18 protein-coding genes are annotated in these 18932 nt (G+C 36.9%); 13 read left to right on the top strand and 5 right to left on the bottom strand.

What is annotated here, in order from left to right:
- Positions 1–121 precede the first annotated feature (121 nt).
- Positions 122–1381 carry a putative DNA modification/repair radical SAM protein gene (locus EG346_RS10385; RefSeq protein WP_123878479.1) on the top strand — a complete coding sequence of 420 codons (1260 nt, stop codon included), beginning with the start codon at positions 122–124 and terminating at the stop codon, positions 1379–1381.
- 33 nt (positions 1382–1414) lie between these two features.
- Complete coding sequence (locus EG346_RS10380) at positions 1415–2173, top strand: TIGR03915 family putative DNA repair protein (protein WP_123878477.1); 759 nt, start codon at positions 1415–1417, stop codon at positions 2171–2173.
- Positions 2174–2801: 628 nt separating this feature from the next.
- Here EG346_RS10380 and EG346_RS10375 read toward each other — a convergent pair.
- The gene (locus tag EG346_RS10375; protein ID WP_073334319.1) at positions 2802–3602 is read right to left on the bottom strand and encodes a DNA alkylation repair protein; all 801 of its coding nucleotides are present in this window, start codon (positions 3600–3602) and stop codon (positions 2802–2804) included.
- Entirely contained in the window at positions 3599–4237 is a 639-nt protein-coding gene (locus EG346_RS10370; protein WP_123878475.1) for a peroxiredoxin-like family protein, read from the bottom strand. Before EG346_RS10370 ends, EG346_RS10375 begins: the two co-directional genes overlap by 4 nt.
- 95 nt (positions 4238–4332) lie before the next feature.
- Here EG346_RS10370 and EG346_RS10365 point away from each other — a divergent pair, with 95 nt between their 5' ends.
- The 4 genes from EG346_RS10365 (at position 4333) to gap (ending at position 7710) form a co-directional block, all read left to right on the top strand.
- Positions 4333–4674 (top strand): winged helix-turn-helix transcriptional regulator, encoded by a 342-nt coding sequence (locus EG346_RS10365; RefSeq protein WP_073334315.1) that lies wholly within the window; start codon positions 4333–4335, stop codon positions 4672–4674.
- A gap of 58 nt (positions 4675–4732) precedes the next feature.
- The gene (locus tag EG346_RS10360) at positions 4733–5605 is read left to right on the top strand and encodes a DUF4846 domain-containing protein (protein ID WP_123878473.1); all 873 of its coding nucleotides are present in this window, start codon (positions 4733–4735) and stop codon (positions 5603–5605) included.
- Between the two features lie 83 nt (positions 5606–5688).
- The gene (gene pfkA / locus EG346_RS10355; RefSeq protein WP_123878471.1) at positions 5689–6675 is read left to right on the top strand and encodes a 6-phosphofructokinase; all 987 of its coding nucleotides are present in this window, start codon (positions 5689–5691) and stop codon (positions 6673–6675) included.
- Positions 6676–6705: 30 nt separating this feature from the next.
- Complete coding sequence (gene gap / locus EG346_RS10350) at positions 6706–7710, top strand: type I glyceraldehyde-3-phosphate dehydrogenase (RefSeq protein WP_073334309.1); 1005 nt, start codon at positions 6706–6708, stop codon at positions 7708–7710.
- A 91-nt stretch (positions 7711–7801) separates the two neighbouring features.
- Here the strand turns inward: gap and EG346_RS10345 are convergent, their stop codons facing one another.
- The gene (locus EG346_RS10345) at positions 7802–9091 is read right to left on the bottom strand and encodes a hypothetical protein (protein WP_123878469.1); all 1290 of its coding nucleotides are present in this window, start codon (positions 9089–9091) and stop codon (positions 7802–7804) included.
- Positions 9092–9522: 431 nt separating this feature from the next.
- Here EG346_RS10345 and EG346_RS10340 point away from each other — a divergent pair, with 431 nt between their 5' ends.
- The 6 genes from EG346_RS10340 to EG346_RS10315 all read left to right on the top strand — a co-directional run bounded on the left by EG346_RS10340 (position 9523) and on the right by EG346_RS10315 (position 16460).
- Positions 9523–10296, top strand: coding sequence for a LuxR C-terminal-related transcriptional regulator (locus EG346_RS10340; RefSeq protein WP_073334305.1), 774 nt, complete (start codon positions 9523–9525; stop codon positions 10294–10296).
- Between the two features lie 90 nt (positions 10297–10386).
- Entirely contained in the window at positions 10387–11574 is a 1188-nt protein-coding gene (locus EG346_RS10335) for an oxygenase MpaB family protein (RefSeq protein WP_123878467.1), read from the top strand.
- Between the two features lie 203 nt (positions 11575–11777).
- Positions 11778–12785 (top strand): recombinase RecA, encoded by a 1008-nt coding sequence (gene recA / locus EG346_RS10330; protein ID WP_034749257.1) that lies wholly within the window; start codon positions 11778–11780, stop codon positions 12783–12785.
- Between the two features lie 73 nt (positions 12786–12858).
- On the top strand, positions 12859–13584 hold the full coding sequence (locus EG346_RS10325; RefSeq protein WP_123878465.1) for a phosphodiester glycosidase family protein: 726 nt from the start codon (positions 12859–12861) through the stop codon (positions 13582–13584).
- 104 nt (positions 13585–13688) lie between these two features.
- Complete coding sequence (htpG, locus tag EG346_RS10320) at positions 13689–15581, top strand: molecular chaperone HtpG (RefSeq protein WP_123878464.1); 1893 nt, start codon at positions 13689–13691, stop codon at positions 15579–15581.
- 498 nt (positions 15582–16079) lie between these two features.
- Complete coding sequence (locus tag EG346_RS10315; protein ID WP_073334296.1) at positions 16080–16460, top strand: helix-turn-helix transcriptional regulator; 381 nt, start codon at positions 16080–16082, stop codon at positions 16458–16460.
- 546 nt (positions 16461–17006) lie between these two features.
- On the opposite strand, the gene EG346_RS10310 is transcribed toward EG346_RS10315, so the two are convergent.
- Entirely contained in the window at positions 17007–17303 is a 297-nt protein-coding gene (locus EG346_RS10310; protein WP_123878462.1) for an MGMT family protein, read from the bottom strand.
- A gap of 115 nt (positions 17304–17418) precedes the next feature.
- Between EG346_RS10310 and EG346_RS24790 the strand changes: the two genes are divergently transcribed.
- Positions 17419–17565 carry a hypothetical protein gene (locus tag EG346_RS24790; RefSeq protein WP_164466099.1) on the top strand — a complete coding sequence of 49 codons (147 nt, stop codon included), beginning with the start codon at positions 17419–17421 and terminating at the stop codon, positions 17563–17565.
- Positions 17566–17780: 215 nt separating this feature from the next.
- Here the strand turns inward: EG346_RS24790 and EG346_RS10305 are convergent, their stop codons facing one another.
- Positions 17781–18755, bottom strand: a complete 975-nt coding sequence (locus EG346_RS10305) for a deoxyhypusine synthase family protein (protein ID WP_073334290.1) — start codon at positions 18753–18755, stop codon at positions 17781–17783.
- Positions 18756–18932 lie beyond the last annotated feature (177 nt).

The following is an 18932-nucleotide window of genomic DNA, read 5'->3' as shown; positions in this document are numbered from 1 at the left end:
AGATAGTAATTTTGTAAGTCACCATTGTTGATAACTTCTATCGAAAAAGATTGATAATTATAAATTTTGGAACTATTTTTGAACAAAATAATGATACAAAATATAACATCCGGTTAGAAATATGAACTTTGAACGCCTGAAAGAAAAACTTGAAATCCTTGCGGACGCTGCGAAATACGATGTTTCCTGCTCATCCAGCGGAGGAACGAGAAAGAATAAGAAAGGCGCTTTGGGAGACAGTTCCGTAAGCGGGATCTGTCATACCTATACAGAAGACGGACGATGTGTTTCTTTGCTTAAAATTCTATTGACCAACCACTGTATCTACGACTGCGCCTACTGTGTATCCAGAAGTTCAAATGATATCAAAAGAGCAGGTTTTACAGTAGAAGAAGTGGTGGATCTGACGATTAATTTTTACCGTAGAAATTATATTGAAGGATTGTTTCTAAGTTCAGGTATCTTCAAAAACGCTGATACAACGATGGAGCGTTTGGTAAGAGTGGCTAAAAAATTACGGACTGAAGAAAATTTCAACGGCTACATCCATTTAAAGTCTATTCCGGGTGCCAGTGATGAACTGATGCAGGAAGCAGCCCTTTATGCAGACAGACTTTCCGTCAATCTGGAAATTCCTACAGAAAGTGGTCTGAAACTGTTGGCTCCTGAAAAGAACCGTCAGGATATGATCAATCCGATGCGCTATATTCAGAAAGGCATTATTCAATATAAAGATGAAAAGAAAATTTTCAGAAAAGTACCGAAGTTTGCGCCTGCAGGACAGTCTACACAGATGATCGTAGGAGCCACCAATGAAAACGATTTACAGATCATCAAAGTGGCTGATCATTTTTATAAAAACTTCAATATGAAGAGAGTCTATTATTCGGGATATGTTCCTGTTTTGGAAGATAAAAGACTCCCCTCTCTGACTACGGAAGTTCCTATGCTTCGTGAAAACCGTCTGTATCAGTCGGACTGGCTGATGAGGTTTTACGGATTTAAAGCGGAAGAAATTTTAGATCCTCATATGCCGTTTTTAGATCTGGAGGTAGATCCTAAACTGAGTTGGGCACTGAGACATCTTCACCAATTTCCTATTAATCTGCAAACGGCCGATTACCAAATGATTTTAAGGATTCCGGGAATTGGCGTAAAAACGGCACAGAAGATCGTTCAGGCACGTCGTTTTCAGGTTTTAAATATGGACCATTTGAAAAAACTTGGTGCTGCCGTGAACCGGGCAAAATATTTCATCGATTTTAATGCAGGAAATGCTTACCTGAAATATTTAACGGATACCAATTTAAGGAAACTGCTGATAGGAGGAAGTTCTTCCAAGTTTCACAATCAGTTTTCACAGCAGTTGACTTTGTTTTAAAACTGATCAAAAAAAAAATTTACCTGAATCACGATGACCACATTGCTTTATGACGGAAGTTTCGACGGCCTTTTAACCGCAGTATTTGAAGTATTTGAATACCGGTATCAAGATGTTGAAATTATAAGTAAGGAAAAATTCCATCAGGAAAACATTTTCGCTGAAATTCATGAAGTGATCACACAATGCGACAAAGCGGAAAGAGTATTCAATAAACTGGAAGAGAATATTGGAAGATCAGGCATTCACCAGCTGCTGAAAGTTTTTCTGTCCGAAGATCAGGAACGGGAGCATCTTATTCTTTCTGCTGTCAAACAATCCATCAGGCACTCTGGCAAAAATATTCTTCAAAATTATGCGGATGAAGAGATGCTGAAAATATCAAAGATCTGTAAATCTGTAGATCGTGAAAGGCACAGAATGACTGCTTTTGTCCGGTTTGAAAAAATGCAGGACGGAGTTTTCTTTGCCAAAATAGATCCTGACTTTGATGTTCTTCCCCTGATCCGGAAACATTTTAAAGACCGTTATCAGGACCAGAAATGGATGATCTACGATTTGAGACGGAATTATGGAATCCTGTACGATCTGGAAAGCTGTGAGTTTTTTTATCCGGAAGAAAAACTAGATCTTCATAAATACCAACAAAAGTTCCATGATGAGGAACAGAATTACCAAACGCTTTGGCAGCGGTATTTTACGAAGACCAACATAACGGAAAGGAAGAATTTAAAACTGCATGTGCAGCATGTTCCGAAAAGGTACTGGAAATATCTGACTGAAAAATGGTAACAGATCCTCAAAAATTTAAATAACGTGAGTTCAGGATAAAATTGATTTTACATATCCTGGTCATATATATTGTAACTCAACATTCTTTTATTTTTTCTGACACCTTTGCGAACATTTTTTTCAGGTTTAATTAAAAATATTTTGCGATCATAGCATTTAAAGCTATTTGAAATCAAATTTTATGACATCCTTTAAAAATGAAAACGCAATAATAACTTCTAACCTCGTGCCTCCGGCTTCAAATCTTTATCAATTAAATTTTCTTATCCCCGATGATCTCTGGAAATAAGTTCTAAAATTTGAATCAATCATTCCATATTGTGGATAACTTTTTATTTCGTTGAAAAAAGACCTGATTTCAATTCCCTTTTTGACTTATATTACTTAAATCATTCATTTCATGAGATATATAATTCACATTAATCAAAAACTCATATTGTGGATAACTTTTTCAAGTTAACATACCGTTAACATTGAGGCTTTTTCAATCTTATTTTTCCTGTCAAATGGAGCAAATTATTCCCTGGTCAACGAGAATAGAGGTTTGAAAAAAATTATTTAAAAATTTGAAAATCCGTGACATATGTAATGAAAAATTAAATCACCATTCTTTTTTTGTGGATAAGTCTTACTTTTTAAGGGTTCGCAAAGCTTTTTTTACGATATACTGTGTCTCTTTTCCTGGGCTTTCCCGAAGCCATTCATCGCAGGTTTCGATGACAAACTCAGGTTGTGATTTGCTTGCATCATTCAACCAGTTTCCTACACTATCCTGCACATATCTTGAAGAATCTGACCGTAAAGGCTCGAGAATTTTCAGTCCAAGTCCGGGATTTTGTTTTAAAGCATTGATATGTTCGCACCAAACACCTCTCGGCCTTGTAGATTCGCTGGCAAAACGTCTCACATTCTCATTGTCATGCCGCGTCCATTCGGATAAAACAGATAAGCTTTCCTCAAGATTTTTGGATATATCCGGACGCACTGCCATCCAGCAGATTTCCCTCACTCCAAAATGAGAATCAGAAGCAAATGACTGAATCCTGTCTAATTTTTCTTTAATTTTCAAATTATTGTTTCGTCCAATGGTATAGGAAGCCCAGCAACGTACGAGATCTGCCGGATGGGCTGAAAGTTTGAGAAGAAACTCATCGTCATTATTTTTAGAAGCCAGATTAAGTAAACCAATTCCGATGGTTTCATTAATGGTATTAACGGTTTGTTTTTTCAGCTGGTCTACATTTTCTACAATAGGTTTCAAATATTCTGTACGGTGATTCTGCTGAAGCAAATTTTCCAGCAACAGTCTTTGATCTACCGCCAGCCATTCTGTAAGATTAACACTTTCGATCTCTCCCCGATTCAGCTTTTCAAGAATCTCATGTGGAATGTCTTTGATGGAGCGGGCTCCTTTTCGTTTTTCTGTCATAATACTTTAATCAGTTCTTCAATATCCAGCCTGTTCATGTAATTTACATCTAAAAATCTGAAAATGATATAACCATTTCTGTCAACTACAAATACAGCAGGAATTGGCAACATATTATCTTCATTACCATTAAATTCTGTAAGATCAATACCGAGGCTTTCATAATAAGGCAACAAAAAATCCGTTAATTGGAAAACGATTCCCAACTTTTTTGCAAAAGCATTACCTGCATCTGTCAAAACATCAAAACCAAGGTCATTTTCCTCAACTGTAGTTTTAGAATAATGCAAAGTTTGTGGAGAAACAGCGGCTAAAAAAGAATTTTTATTTTTTATTAATGAAAGATTTTCCTGCAGAGACCTCAGCTCGAGATTACAATACGGACACCAGTTTCCTCTGTAAAAAGTCAAGATCATTTTTTCTTTTTTAAGAATTTCCCGGGACGATATCATTTGTCCGACAGTATTGGGAAGTGAAAATTCGGGCATTTTATCACCTATCTTAAGACTATTTTTTTCCAGATTACTGGTTTTTAATTCTTCAATAGATTTTCGAAATGCCTGCAAAACCTCTATTGGAAGCTGAGAAGATAATGTATGATTTAATTTGTCAATCTGTTGAGCCAGACTATTCATCTTTTTAATTTTATTATTTTTACAAAGGTCTAAAAGTGAATCAGAATAGGCAATAACGCATATTTTTCACCCATAGGGATAAAAAAGTCAATTTTATGAAAACAAAGGATAAAGCTGAGGAAAATAAAATATGTCCGTTGGAAGTCGCCGTCAATACCATCAGTGGAAAATGGAAAGTTCCTATTGTATGGCAGATCAATGAAGGTAAAAAAAGGCCCAGTGAATTTCTTCGCGGAATTGCTAAGGTGGACCGCAGAGTTTTGAACCAGCAGCTTAATGAGATGGTGGAGGATGGTATTTTGGTTAAACAGTCGTTTAATGAATTACCTCCCAGAGTTGAGTATACTTTAACGGAGCTTGGAGAAAAACTGGTAGAAATTCTTTGGCAGCTGAATGATTGGGGAAAGCTTTTGGTTCCTGAAAATGAGAAAATTTAATGTCTGTTTTCAATTCATATCCTAAAATCGCGGATATTTGTCATTAAACAGAAACTGCATGAAAAAAAATATTTTTATTCTGACGCTTACCCTGATCATTTCAAGCTGTAACAATGACAAAAAATTATCAGGTAACACCATTGAAATAGCAGGAGTTGGGGGTCCTGAAAGTTCTGTTCAAATCAATAAAGATAAAAACACGATTAGGGAAAGATTTTCTGCTCCTGAAGGTTATACATGGATTGAAGAGCAGCAAGATTCTTTTGGATATTTTATTGAGAATTTCAAGCTTAAACCGTATGGAAGTCAGATTTTAAAATATGATGACACTCCTATTTCCACTCAGGATCTTCACGAAGCCGTTTATGATATTGATACAGGGAATAAAGATCTGCAACAGTGTGCTGATGCAGCAATCCGTTTAAGAGCGGAATATTTGTACAAAGCTAAAAAATTTGATAAGATCAAATTTCATTTTACCAGTGGCGATCTGGTCTCCTGGAATGACTATAAAAATGGTATCCGGGCTTTCGTCAATGGAAATTCAGTAATTTTTAGAAAGACAGCAGGTTTTGATGATTCCTATTCTAATTTCAGAAAATATCTGGATCTGATTTTCAATTATGCCGGAACGATTTCCTTGAATAAAGAAACAAACCCGGTTGCAAAAACTTCAGATCTGAAAACCGGTGATATTCTGATCACTCCGGGAAGTCCGGGACATATTATTTTTATTTCAGGAGTCTGTCAGAATAAGGAAGGTGAAAAGTTATTTTTATTAAGCCAGGGATTCACTCCTGCCCAATCTATTCATATGCTATCCAATCCTTTTGATAAAAATATTTCGCCATGGTATCGTCTTGATGTAAATTCTTCTGAAACCAAAACAGCAAGGTATTTTTTTAAACCTACAAATTTTAGAAGCTTTTAATTATATATATTCAAAACTCTTCTCAACTTACTGCCATTATCTGAACTTGTTTTTGTAAATTTGTGTTCGAAATTTTTTACTAGATGAAAGAGAGTGCTGTAAAAAAAATTGCAGTTCTTACTTCAGGAGGTGACTCTCCAGGTATGAATGCAGCATTAAGAGCGGTCGTAAGAACCGCCAATTATTATAATATCGAATGCTACGGAGTAAGGGAAGGCTATAACGGGCTCATCAATGATGATTTCCTGAAAATGGGTCCCCGTTCCGTAAAAAATATAATCAACCAGGGCGGAACCATTCTGAAATCTGCCAGATCCGTGGAATTCAGAACTCCGGAAGGACGCCAGAAAGCTTATGATAACTGTGTGAAATATGGTGTCGATGCATTGGTATGCATTGGAGGAGACGGAACTTTTACCGGAGCCAAGATCTTTAACGAAGAATTCGGGATCAGGGTCATCGGTGTACCGGGAACTATTGACAATGATATTTTCGGAACGGATAATACCATTGGCTACGATACTGCTTTGAATACAGCGATGGAAGCTATTGATAAGGTTCGTGATACGGCTACTTCCCACAACAGGGTTTTCTTTGTTGAGGTGATGGGGCGTGATGCCGGTTTTATTGCTTTAAACAGCGGACTGGCCACTGGTGCATTGGACATCCTTATTCCTGAGAAAAAAGACAGCATGCAGGATCTTTTCGCAAACTTCAGAAAAGCTGAAAAAACAGGAAAAGCATCCAGTATCGTGGTAGTTGCTGAAGGTGAAAAACTGGGAAGCATCTATGATCTTGCAAATCAGACGAAGGAAGAATTTCCTGATTATGACATCCGGGTAACGATCCTGGGACATATTCAGAGAGGAGGTTCTCCGAGCTGTGCAGACCGGGTTTTGGCCAGCAGACTGGGCTACGGTGCCGTAGTGGGATTAATGGAAGGAAAAACAAATGTAATGGCCGGAATGCGTTCCAACGATATGGTGTATACACCGATTGAAGAGGCCATTAAAAAACATAATGAAATCAATAAAGATCTTTTACTGATTTCCGAAATTTTAGCAATCTAATTATTTTTTATAAATCTAAAACAAACTATTATGTCAACAATCAAAGTAGGTATCAACGGTTTTGGTAGAATTGGACGTCTTGTTTTCAGAGCAATGACTGAAAGAGATAACATTGAAGTAGTAGGAATCAATGACCTAATCAACGCAGAATACATGGCTTACATGTTAAAATATGATTCTGTACACGGTATTTTCCCTGGAGAAGTTTCTGTAGAAGGTAACGACCTTGTGGTAAACGGAAAAAAAATCAGAGTAACTGCTGAAAAGGATCCTAACAACTTAAAGTGGAATGAAGTAGGTGCTGAGTATATCGTAGAATCTACAGGTCTTTTCTTATCTAAAGACTCTGCTCAGGCTCACATCAACGCCGGAGCTAAAAAAGTAATCCTTTCTGCCCCATCTAAAGACGACACTCCAATGTTCGTAATGGGTGTGAACCACCTGGAGCTTACTGACGATATCAAAATCTTATCCAACGCTTCTTGTACAACCAACTGTTTAGCACCTTTAGCTAAAGTAATCCACGATAACTTCGGAATCGTAGAAGGTCTTATGACTACGGTACACGCTACAACAGCAACTCAAAAAACTGTTGATGGACCGTCTGCTAAAGACTGGAGAGGTGGTAGAGCTGCTCTTAACAACATTATCCCTTCTTCTACAGGTGCTGCTAAAGCGGTAGGAAAAGTAATCCCTTCATTAAACGGAAAATTAACAGGTATGTCTTTCAGAGTGCCAACTGTTGACGTTTCTGTAGTTGACCTTACGGTAAGATTAGAAAAAGCTACTTCTTACGATGAGATCTGTGCTGCTATTAAAGCTGCTTCTGAGGGTGAATTGAAAGGAATCTTAGGATACACTGAAGATGCAGTCGTTTCTCAGGACTTCGTAGGAGATAAGAGAACTTCTATCTTCGACAAAGACGCCGGTATCATGCTTTCTCCAAACTTTGTAAAACTTGTTTCTTGGTATGACAACGAAATGGGCTACTCAAACAAATTGGTAGATATGCTTATCCATTCTGCTTCTTTATAATAAGTAATGAGCAATCAGTTATAAATAATGAAACCTTCCCGATGGGAAGGTTTTTTTGATTTTATTATATTCGAATATACTTTAATACATTTTAGAAAAGCTGATTCAGAGGAACCCCGAATTTCACACCCCAAAAACTTTCCTCTTTTCCTTCATCGTAATTACTGAAAGAAGTATTACGCCAGAAAGGCTCAATATTGATTGTGGTTTTTCCGTCCTTATCCCTCAGCGGGAACATAATCCCTACACTAAAAATATTTTTATTACTTGTAAAAGTAGTTGAGCTTGGTGTGATAAACTCTTTATTTTGATAACCTACATCCAAACCTATCAAGTTGGATTGCCCAAGTGGTATAAAGCAGAGAACCTGTACAGAAATATCTCGTTTATATTTTTGCTTAAGCGTATTGAAATTGGTAATATATACACTATGCTCTTCTATATCATAATAAACGGTATTATTGGTTCCACTTCCATAACGGATCCTGTTCCATTCTACAGTTGAGAATATTTCAGAAAGAGAAGTCTTTTTTGAATATGATAATTGTGCATTCAGATATAATCCAAAGCCTTTTCTCGAGCCATAATAAATATTTCCGGATAGGGAAAAATATGCTCCGCTAATGCTTTTATTCATAGGGTCCATCACCGAATTCTGGACATTGATGCTGTCTATTATTTTAAGTTTATCTTCGGAGTAACCTACATCAAGCTTCGTCCATGCTAAAAATTTTGTAGTCCAAACATTTTTGTACACTAAATTTTCATATTTTTCAACCTCCTGATGGTACACTTGTTTATAGTCCGATTGATCAGATTTTATTTTTTCCAACTTATCTTGAGAATCCATTTTTTTTATTAAATCTTCCCGTACTAACCCATAAATTTCTTTATTTTTATCCCGGGTTTCAGGAGATAATTCACCATAAGAATATCTTGTAGATAAAAGTGCTGTCCAGCTTCCCCCTACTCTTAACAATTTTCTATTTGAAAAATCAAAAAAGCCGTTATTATTAAGTTTTCCACTGGCATTTATTGAAAAAACATGTCTAAATTTTTCTTCGTCTTTTTTTTCAGGTATATAAATAATGGGACTCAATGAAAAACTCTGCTCATTTTTATCAATGGAAAGCGCTGCATACTTTCCCACCTGATTATTTTCTGTAGATCCTGTAACAAGCATAGAAAAATCTTTCTTCACCATCTGGTTATAAGTGTACGCAGATACAATAGGAGTATATTTTCCTGATCTTTCTTTGATAAAATCTAAATCCTTATCTACTAAAGTCTTAAGCAAACCTTTAACATCCTCTTCTGGCTTTCCCTGTGATTTGAACATTCCCGCCCACAGCAGGAATAGAAGTAATACATATGTTTTCATGGCTATTAGTTTTATACAAAGTTTAAAAATCCATGAATACAAGTAAATTACCCGTTCGGGTGATTTTAAAGGTTAGAAATGCAATGAGAAGGGAATGTGTAGACAACGAAAAAGCCCCCCAGCAACGAGAGGCTATAAGTTTATCATTTTCAAACAACTAAAAAGAAAAGAGTAAACTGTTTTATAACATTCATAAAAGCTTCTTATTCAGTAGCCGTTCAGGCGGTCCGCTTATGCTTTGTTTAATTATTTTTTTCTTGATTAAAAAAATGATAGAATAAATTAAATCATTAAACAAAACGGGATAAAGTAAATTGAGTTTTCCTGGTTATTAGTTAGTACAAAGTTTAAAATTTTATTAAAGTAAAAAAATCCCCCTTTTGTGGTATTTTGCAAGTATTTTAATTATTTTAGCATAAACCAATTAATTCATGGAGAATTCAGAAAAAAAACACCCTCTTATTGAAGTCTGGAATACGTATCCGGGTGTAAGAAGAGACAGAACGATCCGTGATAAACCACCGATCGAAAAGATCATCAGTGAAATGTTTGCCATTGGTGAATTTTATTATTACGCTCTCAATCTTACCAACAGTACGCTTTCCCATCATCATGAAAATATCCTCAGACTTCACGGTCTTGACAGCTATCCTGAAAATTTAAAAGAAGTCATAGACCTCACGCACCCTGATGATATTGAATTTGTCATGAAAGCTGAGCAGACTCTGATCGACAAAATGACAGAAATAGGTTTAGAACATCAGCTTTACATCAAATGCAGCTATTGCTTCAGAATGAAAACAGCGGAAGGAAAATATGAACTCTTCCATCACCAGTCTGTGATCACCATGGAAGATGAAACCGGAATTCCCATTCAGGCGATAAACATCCATACTAACATCCATCATATCACAAAAGAAAATCCTTATACCGTCCTGATTTCAGGGATGGGCCCCAGAAATGACTTTCACCAGGTGAAGCTGGATTCCTTTTCGAAACCTGAGAGTTTCCCTGAACATTTAACGAAAAGAGAAATGGAAATTCTTTCCCTTATCACAAAAGGATATTCAGGCCCTGAAATTGCCCAGTCCCTGATTCTATCTGAACACACAGTACGCACCCACAGAAAAAATATTTTACGAAAAACAGATTCCAGGAACTGCAAAGAGCTTGTAAAGAAAGCTTTTGAAAGAGGACTTATCTAATGATTTTTTATTAAGAAATCTGATGAAAGGCTGATAAATCTCACCAGTATATTTCGGCGCAAAACTTGTATTTTTATAGTAATGAAAAACATGATGATACTGCCGCGTTTTAAAGATTCTCCTCACTTTAAACATTTTTGGGGAAAAGGAAACGGAAAACAACTTATCGACTTTTCCGGAGCTGAAGTGAGTTTTAAGGACTTTGAAAAGTTTTCACGCTATTTTTATCATGTGGATGAGGTGGGAGATGAAGTGGTAAAAGAGGTTTATTTTACTAAAAAATTTCATGAAGCCTCAAGAGAAATTGAAAATTATATCCGAAACGGGGTCTCTGAAACAGATGATGTTCCTGAAAGCGTAAAAAAACTTTTCACCCAGACGCAGCAGATTCCGGAATGGCTTGACTACAGCCTGCTGAAAAGCGGCGCAGAGCTCTGTATGAGAAGTAATATTGACTCGCTCATCTCATTAAGGGATTACTGTCTGATCGGCGGTTATGATTATGCCTATCTTAATAAGCCCCTCACCGCTACGGAGGCTCTGAAAAAAGGTGCAGTAAAACGTCTTTCAGAAACGCTGGACTTTTGGGTCAATGCAACGCGCTATGATGCCCTTCAAATTCATGCAAAAGGTTACGAATTTGCTATTAAGACCCGCCTGATCCATTCGTACGCCAGACTTTCCGTCAAGAAACATTACAAGGAATGGGATACGGAAAACTGGGGAGAACCTATCAATTCATGGGATATGATGGCTACGTATATTGGTTTCAGTCTTGTTTTTCTTCACAGTCTTAAAAAATTGGGAAATACCTTTTCAGAAGAAGAGGAAAAAGGAATTTTTCATCTTTGGAAATATGTAGGATACTTATTGGGAATTCCTGAGCAACTTCTTCCCGACAGTAAAAAGCAGGCAACAGAATTTTTTCATTTATGGACTTCTGTTCAGCCTCCTTCTGATAAAGATTCTATTTTACTCGCCCATTCTTTACTGAATGAATCTCTGGAAAATCCAATTTTAAAATTCAAGTTCCAGAGGACCAATCTCAGATATCTGCACATCTGCTGTACCTGGTTTCTGCTGGATGATGAGGTATGCAAAAGACTTCAGATCCCGGAAGTTTCAAACAGAAAACTGTTTCCCAAAACAAAGATCCTGTTCAACAAAATCTATGATACAATCGTAAGCAGGGATGCAAGAATAAAAAAAGGAGACAAAGACCAGATGAAAGTACTGGAAGACTATCTCAGAGTGACTAAAAATTCAAATCTTCACTAAAACAATACTGAACAGCAAGTATAGTCAACGGAAAAAAATATTTTTTATGTTTTGAATCATAAAACTTCACATTCCATTCGTAATGAATAACATCAGCCTCAAAACATTATTATTATTTAACGATAAAAACAGTTTTTCACAGTAAATAATATTAGTTTTTGAAGGTAAAATTCCGTAATTTTGAGCAATTATTTTAACAACAGATGAGCAACATAGACGATAAGAAAAAAGCACTTGCATTAGTGCTTGACAAGCTAGATAAAACATACGGAAAAGGAACGGTAATGACTTTAGGTGACAGTACAATTGATACGACCATTGAAGTGATTCCTTCCGGATCTTTGGGATTAGACATCGCTCTTGGAGTAGGTGGATACCCTAGAGGAAGAATCATTGAGATCTACGGACCTGAATCTTCCGGTAAAACAACTTTAACACTTCACGCGATTGCAGAAGCTCAAAAAGCAGGTGGAATTGCAGCATTTATTGATGCAGAGCACGCTTTTGACAGAGGTTATGCAGGAAAATTAGGAATCGATCTTGAAAACTTAATTATTTCTCAGCCGGACAACGGGGAACAGGCTTTGGAAATTGCTGATAACCTGATCCGTTCAGGGGCAATCGACATTGTGGTTATTGACTCCGTTGCAGCATTAACTCCAAAAGCAGAAATTGAAGGAGAAATGGGAGATTCCAAAATGGGTCTTCACGCAAGATTGATGTCTCAGGCATTGAGAAAACTGACTGCTACGATTTCCAGAACAAAATGTACCGTTATTTTCATTAACCAATTGAGAGAAAAAATCGGGGTGATGTTCGGAAATCCGGAAACCACAACCGGTGGTAATGCATTGAAATTCTACGCTTCTGTAAGAGTAGATATCAGAAAAGCGAGTGCACCGATTAAAAACGGAGATGAAGCAGTAGGAAGCCGTGTGAAAGTGAAAATTGTAAAAAACAAAGTAGCGCCACCTTTCAAACAAGCTGAATTTGACATTATGTACGGTGAAGGAGTTTCTAAAACAGGAGAAATTCTTGATCAGGCTGTAGAACAGGGAATTGTAAAGAAAAGCGGTTCTTGGTTCAGCTATGAAGAAACCAAATTGGGACAAGGTCGTGACGCAGTAAAAGACGTGTTGAAAGACAACCCTGAGCTAGCTGAGGAATTAGAAAATAAAATCAAAGAAGAATTGAAAAATAAAGTAAAATAATTTTTTTCAATCCATATATTTAAGACAGCTTCAGGGCTGTCTTTTTTTTGTGTAATTTTAAATAAAAACGCAAATGAAGCTTAATATTATATTCAGAATAGCGTATATTCTGGTATTTATAGTTTTCTTTTCCTGTAAAAAAGACAGAGAGATCAACCCTGATTTCGTCGTATATCCTGTCGATACAAAAAACGAGAAAATTGAATTCTTTTGGAAAGATCATCGAAACCAGCCTTTCAGGAATATTGAAAATTTAAAAAAATACGTTAACACCAAAAATCAGAATTTAAAATTCGCTATGAATGGCGGTATGTTCATTGAAAACAATATCCCAAAAGGATTATACATAGAAAATTTTAAAACTTTACATCCCATTGATACATTGAGTGGTGAAGGAAATTTCTACTTACAACCTAATGGCATTTTCTATAGAACAAAATCTAATGTATCAGCCATTATTGCCACTGAAAATTTCAAAACAGATGCAGATATACAATTTGCAACGCAGTCCGGTCCTATGTTGATCATCAACGGAAAAATAAATCCCATTTTTCAAGAAAACTCAGGTAATTTACATATCAGAAACGGTGTCGGAATATTGAAAAATGGCGATCCGGTTTTTGTGATGTCTAAGAAAAAAATAAACTTTTACCACTTCGCCTCCTTCTTTAAGAGTTTGGGCTGCACCCATGCATTATATCTTGACGGTTTTGTCTCTAGAGCTTATTTCCCGGAGGAAAACTGGACTCAGGTAGATGGAGATTTCGGAGTGATGATTGGTGTTACCACTGAAAAGTAACCCGTTTCAGGATTACAGTCCGTAGAAAAAATGCCATTCTGTCACATTCTCCTTCATGGTATTTTTTTTGAGCATTAAAAGGAAATTAAAAAATCTAAAATATTATGACTAAAGGAAATATTAATGTATCTGTGGAAAACATTTTCCCTCTCATCAAAAAATTTCTTTACAGTGATCACGAAATATTCCTGAGAGAACTGATCTCAAATGCCACGGATGCTACTTTAAAATTAAAGCATTTAACAAGTATCGGAGAAGCTAAAGTGGAGTACGGAAATCCGAAGCTTGAAGTAAAAATCGACAAAGAACAAAAAACACTTCGCATCATCGATCAGGGAATCGGGATGACGGCTGAAGAGGTTGAAAAATACATCAACCAGGTTGCTTTTTCGGGCGCTGAAGAATTCCTTGAAAAATATAAGGATTCTGCAAAAGACTCCGGAATTATTGGTCATTTCGGTCTTGGATTCTATTCTGCATTTATGGTGGCTGAAAAAGTGGAAATCATCACTAAATCTTATAAAGACGAACCAGCCGTACGATGGATCTGTGACGGAAGTCCGGAATTCACTCTTGAGGAAACTACTGACAAAACAGAAAGAGGAACAGAGATTGTTCTTCATATTGCAGAAGATTCAACCGAATTTTTAGAAGAAGCAAAAATTCGTGAACTGCTTTCAAAATACAATAAATTCATGCCTGTTCCGATTAAATTCGGGACCAAAACCCATACACTTCCATTACCCGAAGATGCTCCGGAAGATGCCGTTGCAGAAACTGAAGAAGTGGATAATATCATCAATAATCCAACACCAGCATGGACGATTGCCCCAAGCGAACTGACCAGTGAGGATTACATGAAGTTCTATCACGAACTGTATCCAATGCAGTTTGAAGAGCCTTTGTTTAATATTCACCTGAATGTTGACTATCCGTTCAATCTTACGGGAGTTTTATTCTTCCCGAAACTGAGCAACAATTTAAATATTGATAAGGATAAAATCCAGCTGTACCAGAATCAGGTATTTGTAACGGATGAAGTAAAAGGGATTGTTCCAGATTTCCTTATGCTTCTGAGAGGAGTCATTGATTCTCCGGATATCCCGTTGAACGTTTCCCGTTCTTATCTTCAGGCAGACGGTGCTGTAAAGAAAATTTCTTCTTACATCACGAAAAAAGTAGCCGACAAAATGTCTTCTCTGATCAACGAAAACCGTGAAGATTATGAGAAAAAATGGAATGACATCAAAATCGTTATTGAATACGGAATTATCACGGAAGAAAAATTTGCTGAAAAGGCAGATAAATTCACTTTATATCCTACTACAGATGGAAAATACTTCCTATGGAATGAGCTGATCGAAAAGATTCAGCCTTCGCACACCGATAAGGATGGTAACACGGTCATTCTTTACGCAACCAATGCAGATGAGCAGCACAGCTATATTCAGGCGGCTAATGATAAAGGTTATGACGTTCTGTTATTAGACTCACCTGTCATTTCTCACGTGATCCAGAAACTGGAAACGTCAAAAGAGAAAATCTCATTTGCAAGAGTGGATGCAGATCATATCAACAACCTGATCAAAAAAGACGAACCTGTCATTTCTAAATTAACTGAAACTGAAAAAGAATCTTTAAAGAAGAACGTGGAAGAGGCTGTAAAAGACGCTAAATTCACCGTACAGCTTGAAGATCTTGACAGCAATGACGCTCCGTTTACGATCACGCAGCCTGAATTCATGAGAAGAATGAAGGAGATGCAGGCAACCGGCGGAGGAGGTATGTTCGGAATGGGAGGTTTGCCGGAAATGTATAATCTGGTCGTGAACTCGAACAGTGAGCTTTCAAACCAGATCTTAAAGACAGAAAATCCTGAAGAAAAGGAAACGCTGATCAAATACGCTCTGGATCTTGCGAAGCTTTCACAGAATCTGTTGAAAGGAAAAGACCTGACAGATTTTATTCAGAGAAGCTATAAGCAACTGGAGAAATAATAGATACTCTAAAAATAGTAAGACTGCTCTCATATTGGGAGCAGTCTTTTTTATGCTTTAAATTTGAATCAAACCGAATGTGAAGTTGAGGAAACGCAAAGACGCAAAAGTTTTTTTACATCCTACTGTTTTAAGGCGCAAAGATTTTATCTCCGATAAAATTGTACACCGCTAATATTGCGAGAAATGAAATAATTTTATAATCAATCTAGAATCCTTTACAAATCGTACCAATCAAAAAATTGAACTATCACTTTTCCCTTGCTGAAAATCTTCGATATTCCTGCGTCTTAAAAACTATTTATATTTTAAACCTTGCGTCTTTGTGGGTAAAACCTAAAAACAAAAGCGTAAATAATAAACACATTGATGCAATACCTTTGATATTCTAAACTTTTTCTGCACTTTTCCTTAAATCTCAACCTCCTACTTCACATTTTTTCCATTTTCTATTGTACACATTGTCCTTTTTTTCCATTTTTGTATAAAATGTCGGATATGCAAAAAGAAAAATTACGCGTCATCAGAAAACAAAAAGGCTATACTCAGCAGCAGATAGCCGATATTATCGCGACTGATGTATCCAACTACAGCAGAAAAGAAAGCGGTGATGTAAGAATCGTTAAAGATGAATGGGACAAAATTGCCCGTTTTTTGGATGTTACTGTAGAAGATATTTATGAGGAAGAGGAAGCAAAAGTAGTTGTTAATTACGATCATCCTGTATTTAATGACAGCTCTTCCGGAAATGGAACGATGACTCAATTTCATAACATCTCTGCATCCATTATTCAAAGCTTGCAGGATTATATTGCCCTGCTAAAGCAAGAGAATGAAAGATTGAAAGAAGAATTAAAAACTCCGAAAGGAAGAAGATAAATTTGGCAGTTTACAGTGCCGGTTATTGTATCCTGAATACTCAAGAGTATTCTGGATATTTTTTTAATAATTGTGGGTATTTTTTTACTACCCCGTCTTTTTGCAGGCAAAAATCCACCCCTTCAAGGAAGGGGAATGTGAAGGGAGATCTAACTTCTCTATCGGTAGATTAAGGAGAGTGATCTTTTTTATTTGGGGGTTCCAGCGGCTTTGCCGCTGGAACCTGTTTTTATTATGGTGTATCACTCGCTTTCAGAGCTTCCTCTTTTTTATTATTGACCAATCCATTCAGGTGGTCTCTATTTGGCTGAATAAAAACTTTAGTGCCTTAAGTATTTAGAGAACCTAACTTTCGTGTTCGTTAGGTATTCTTTTATCTTGTCATCTATGAATGCATCTGGGCTTTTGAAAATATAGCGATAAAAAGGAATAGGAATGAGAAGATTGAAATGGGTTTCATTGGTTTTCGTTTTATTGATGAACCAAAGCTATCCCGCCTATTGACCGAATGGAAAATCCTGATCTGAACGGGTAAAATTTTCAATCCTAAATCTCGTCAAGCGGATTCCAAAAGAGTTTTTTGAAATCTTTGATTTTTAAATTTTCGACGGTAATACCTTCTGCTTCGAGTCTTTTTTGAAATTCAGGAACAGACAATACTCCGGAACTTGATATCACACGATGTGCCGGAACGTCTTCGGGGCACCCTCCCATCGCTTTTCCTACGTGACGGGAATGGTTCGGATACCCTACCGCTTTTGCTATAGCTCCGTAAGAGGAAACTCTTCCTTTGGGAATAAGTCGTGTAATCTCGTAAATCTGTTGTTTGAAAATTTCGTCCATAGTCAGTCAGGGGTTGTGTTCCGTTAAAAATAAGGTCTCCGTGAATTTTAAACCTTTTTTGCATCATTTTTGAATGTTTAATGATTCAATGATGTTTGATTTTAAATATAAAGGTATGAAAAAATCATTTTTCCAACTGCTGAATACAGTGAATAAAAAGATGCTCCCCAAGTTGAGCGACAAGGATCCGAACAGCCTCAGTAAAATTGAGAAGGGAATTCTGGCCTACCGTTATTTTGTGCTGGTGAATTCTCTGGACTGAACCTCCACGTAAGTCATTGCGAGCGAAGCGAAGCAATCTCTTTATGAACTTTTTCTTAGTGGTTTTATTTTGAAACATTAAGAAAAGCAATTAACCTTAAAGACTTTGTTGCTTAAATTATAAGATTGCTTCGCTACGCTTGAAATGATAAGTACAACCATAAAAAAGCGCTTCAAAATGAATTGAAGCGCTGGTATTTTGATAAGAAGTTATTCTTAAGAATTTTCCAAGATGTAAGAGAACATCAGTGGTGCACAGATGGTAGCATCACTTTCAACGATGAATTTCGGTGTAGTGATATCCAGTTTACCCCAAGTGATTTTTTCATTAGGAACTGCTCCTGAGTATGAACCATAAGACGTTGTAGAATCTGAGATCTGACAGAAATATGACCAGAACGGAACGTCATGCATTTCCATATCCTGGTACAACATTGGAACTACACAGATTGGGAAATCTCCTGCGATACCTCCACCAATCTGGAAGAAACCAACTCCTTTTCCAGCTGAATTGTGAGTGTACCAGTCTGCCAGGTACATCATATATTCGATTCCTGATTTCATAGTGGTTGCCGTAAGCTCACCTTTGATACAGTAAGAGGCGAAGATGTTACCCATCGTAGAATCTTCCCATCCCGGAACCACGATCGGAAGGTTTTTCTCTGCTGCAGCGATCATCCATGAGTTTTCTCTTGGAATTTCATAGTACTGCTCAAGAACTCCTGAAAGAATCATTTTATACATGAATTCGTGCGGGAAATAACGCTCTCCTTTAGCTTCTGCATCTTTCCAGATCTCCACGATATGCTTCTGAAGTCTTCTGAAAGCTTCTTCTTCAGGAATACAGGTATCGGTAACTCTGTTCAGCCCTCTTTCTAATAAAGCCCACTCATCCTGTGCCGTCAGATCTCTGTAGTGCGGAACTCTTTCGTAGTGAGAGTGTGCCACAAGATTCATTAGATCTTCTTCAAGGTTAGCGCCTGTACAAGAGATAAAATCAACTTTTCCCTGACGGATCATTTCTGCAAGAATCTTCCCCAATTCAGCAGTAGACATCGCACCTGCCAAAGTAATCATCATTTTTCCGCCATCTTTAAGATGTGCAACATACCCCTTAGATGCATCTACCAATGCAGCCGCATTGAAGTGCAGGTAATATTTCTCTATAAATTCAGAAATCGGTTTGCTCATTTTTTTAATTTTTGCAAAGATAAAACTTAAAAACGGAATGCAACATGAGTACTTCAATAAACTCCTCCGCGAACATCCTTTTTTAACAAATGATAAAAAATGTTTCTCAACATCCCATATTTTACACAAAAAAAATACAGCCCTGGAGCTGTACTTTCATCTAACAAATATAGATAA

Source organism: Chryseobacterium carnipullorum (genome assembly GCF_003815695.1).
In the GTDB taxonomy this organism is placed as follows: Bacteria; Bacteroidota; Bacteroidia; order Flavobacteriales; family Weeksellaceae; genus Chryseobacterium; species Chryseobacterium carnipullorum.
This window is presented reverse-complemented; position numbering and strand designations above follow the sequence as displayed.

Coding starts and splice junctions, on each gene's coding strand:
- EG346_RS10310 (WP_123878462.1), bottom strand. CDS start 17,303: ATGGACGAAATTTTCAAACAACAGATTTACGAGATTACACGACTTATT.
- EG346_RS10360 (WP_123878473.1), top strand. CDS start 4,733: ATGAAAAAAAATATTTTTATTCTGACGCTTACCCTGATCATTTCAAGC.
- recA (WP_034749257.1), top strand. CDS start 11,778: ATGAGCAACATAGACGATAAGAAAAAAGCACTTGCATTAGTGCTTGAC.
- EG346_RS10325 (WP_123878465.1), top strand. CDS start 12,859: ATGAAGCTTAATATTATATTCAGAATAGCGTATATTCTGGTATTTATA.
- EG346_RS10305 (WP_073334290.1), bottom strand. CDS start 18,755: ATGAGCAAACCGATTTCTGAATTTATAGAGAAATATTACCTGCACTTC.
- EG346_RS10315 (WP_073334296.1), top strand. CDS start 16,080: ATGCAAAAAGAAAAATTACGCGTCATCAGAAAACAAAAAGGCTATACT.
- pfkA (WP_123878471.1), top strand. CDS start 5,689: ATGAAAGAGAGTGCTGTAAAAAAAATTGCAGTTCTTACTTCAGGAGGT.
- htpG (WP_123878464.1), top strand. CDS start 13,689: ATGACTAAAGGAAATATTAATGTATCTGTGGAAAACATTTTCCCTCTC.
- EG346_RS10335 (WP_123878467.1), top strand. CDS start 10,387: ATGATGATACTGCCGCGTTTTAAAGATTCTCCTCACTTTAAACATTTT.
- gap (WP_073334309.1), top strand. CDS start 6,706: ATGTCAACAATCAAAGTAGGTATCAACGGTTTTGGTAGAATTGGACGT.
- EG346_RS10340 (WP_073334305.1), top strand. CDS start 9,523: ATGGAGAATTCAGAAAAAAAACACCCTCTTATTGAAGTCTGGAATACG.
- EG346_RS10385 (WP_123878479.1), top strand. CDS start 122: ATGAACTTTGAACGCCTGAAAGAAAAACTTGAAATCCTTGCGGACGCT.
- EG346_RS10370 (WP_123878475.1), bottom strand. CDS start 4,237: ATGAATAGTCTGGCTCAACAGATTGACAAATTAAATCATACATTATCT.
- EG346_RS24790 (WP_164466099.1), top strand. CDS start 17,419: ATGAAAAAATCATTTTTCCAACTGCTGAATACAGTGAATAAAAAGATG.
- EG346_RS10375 (WP_073334319.1), bottom strand. CDS start 3,602: ATGACAGAAAAACGAAAAGGAGCCCGCTCCATCAAAGACATTCCACAT.
- EG346_RS10345 (WP_123878469.1), bottom strand. CDS start 9,091: ATGAAAACATATGTATTACTTCTATTCCTGCTGTGGGCGGGAATGTTC.
- EG346_RS10365 (WP_073334315.1), top strand. CDS start 4,333: ATGAAAACAAAGGATAAAGCTGAGGAAAATAAAATATGTCCGTTGGAA.
- EG346_RS10380 (WP_123878477.1), top strand. CDS start 1,415: ATGACCACATTGCTTTATGACGGAAGTTTCGACGGCCTTTTAACCGCA.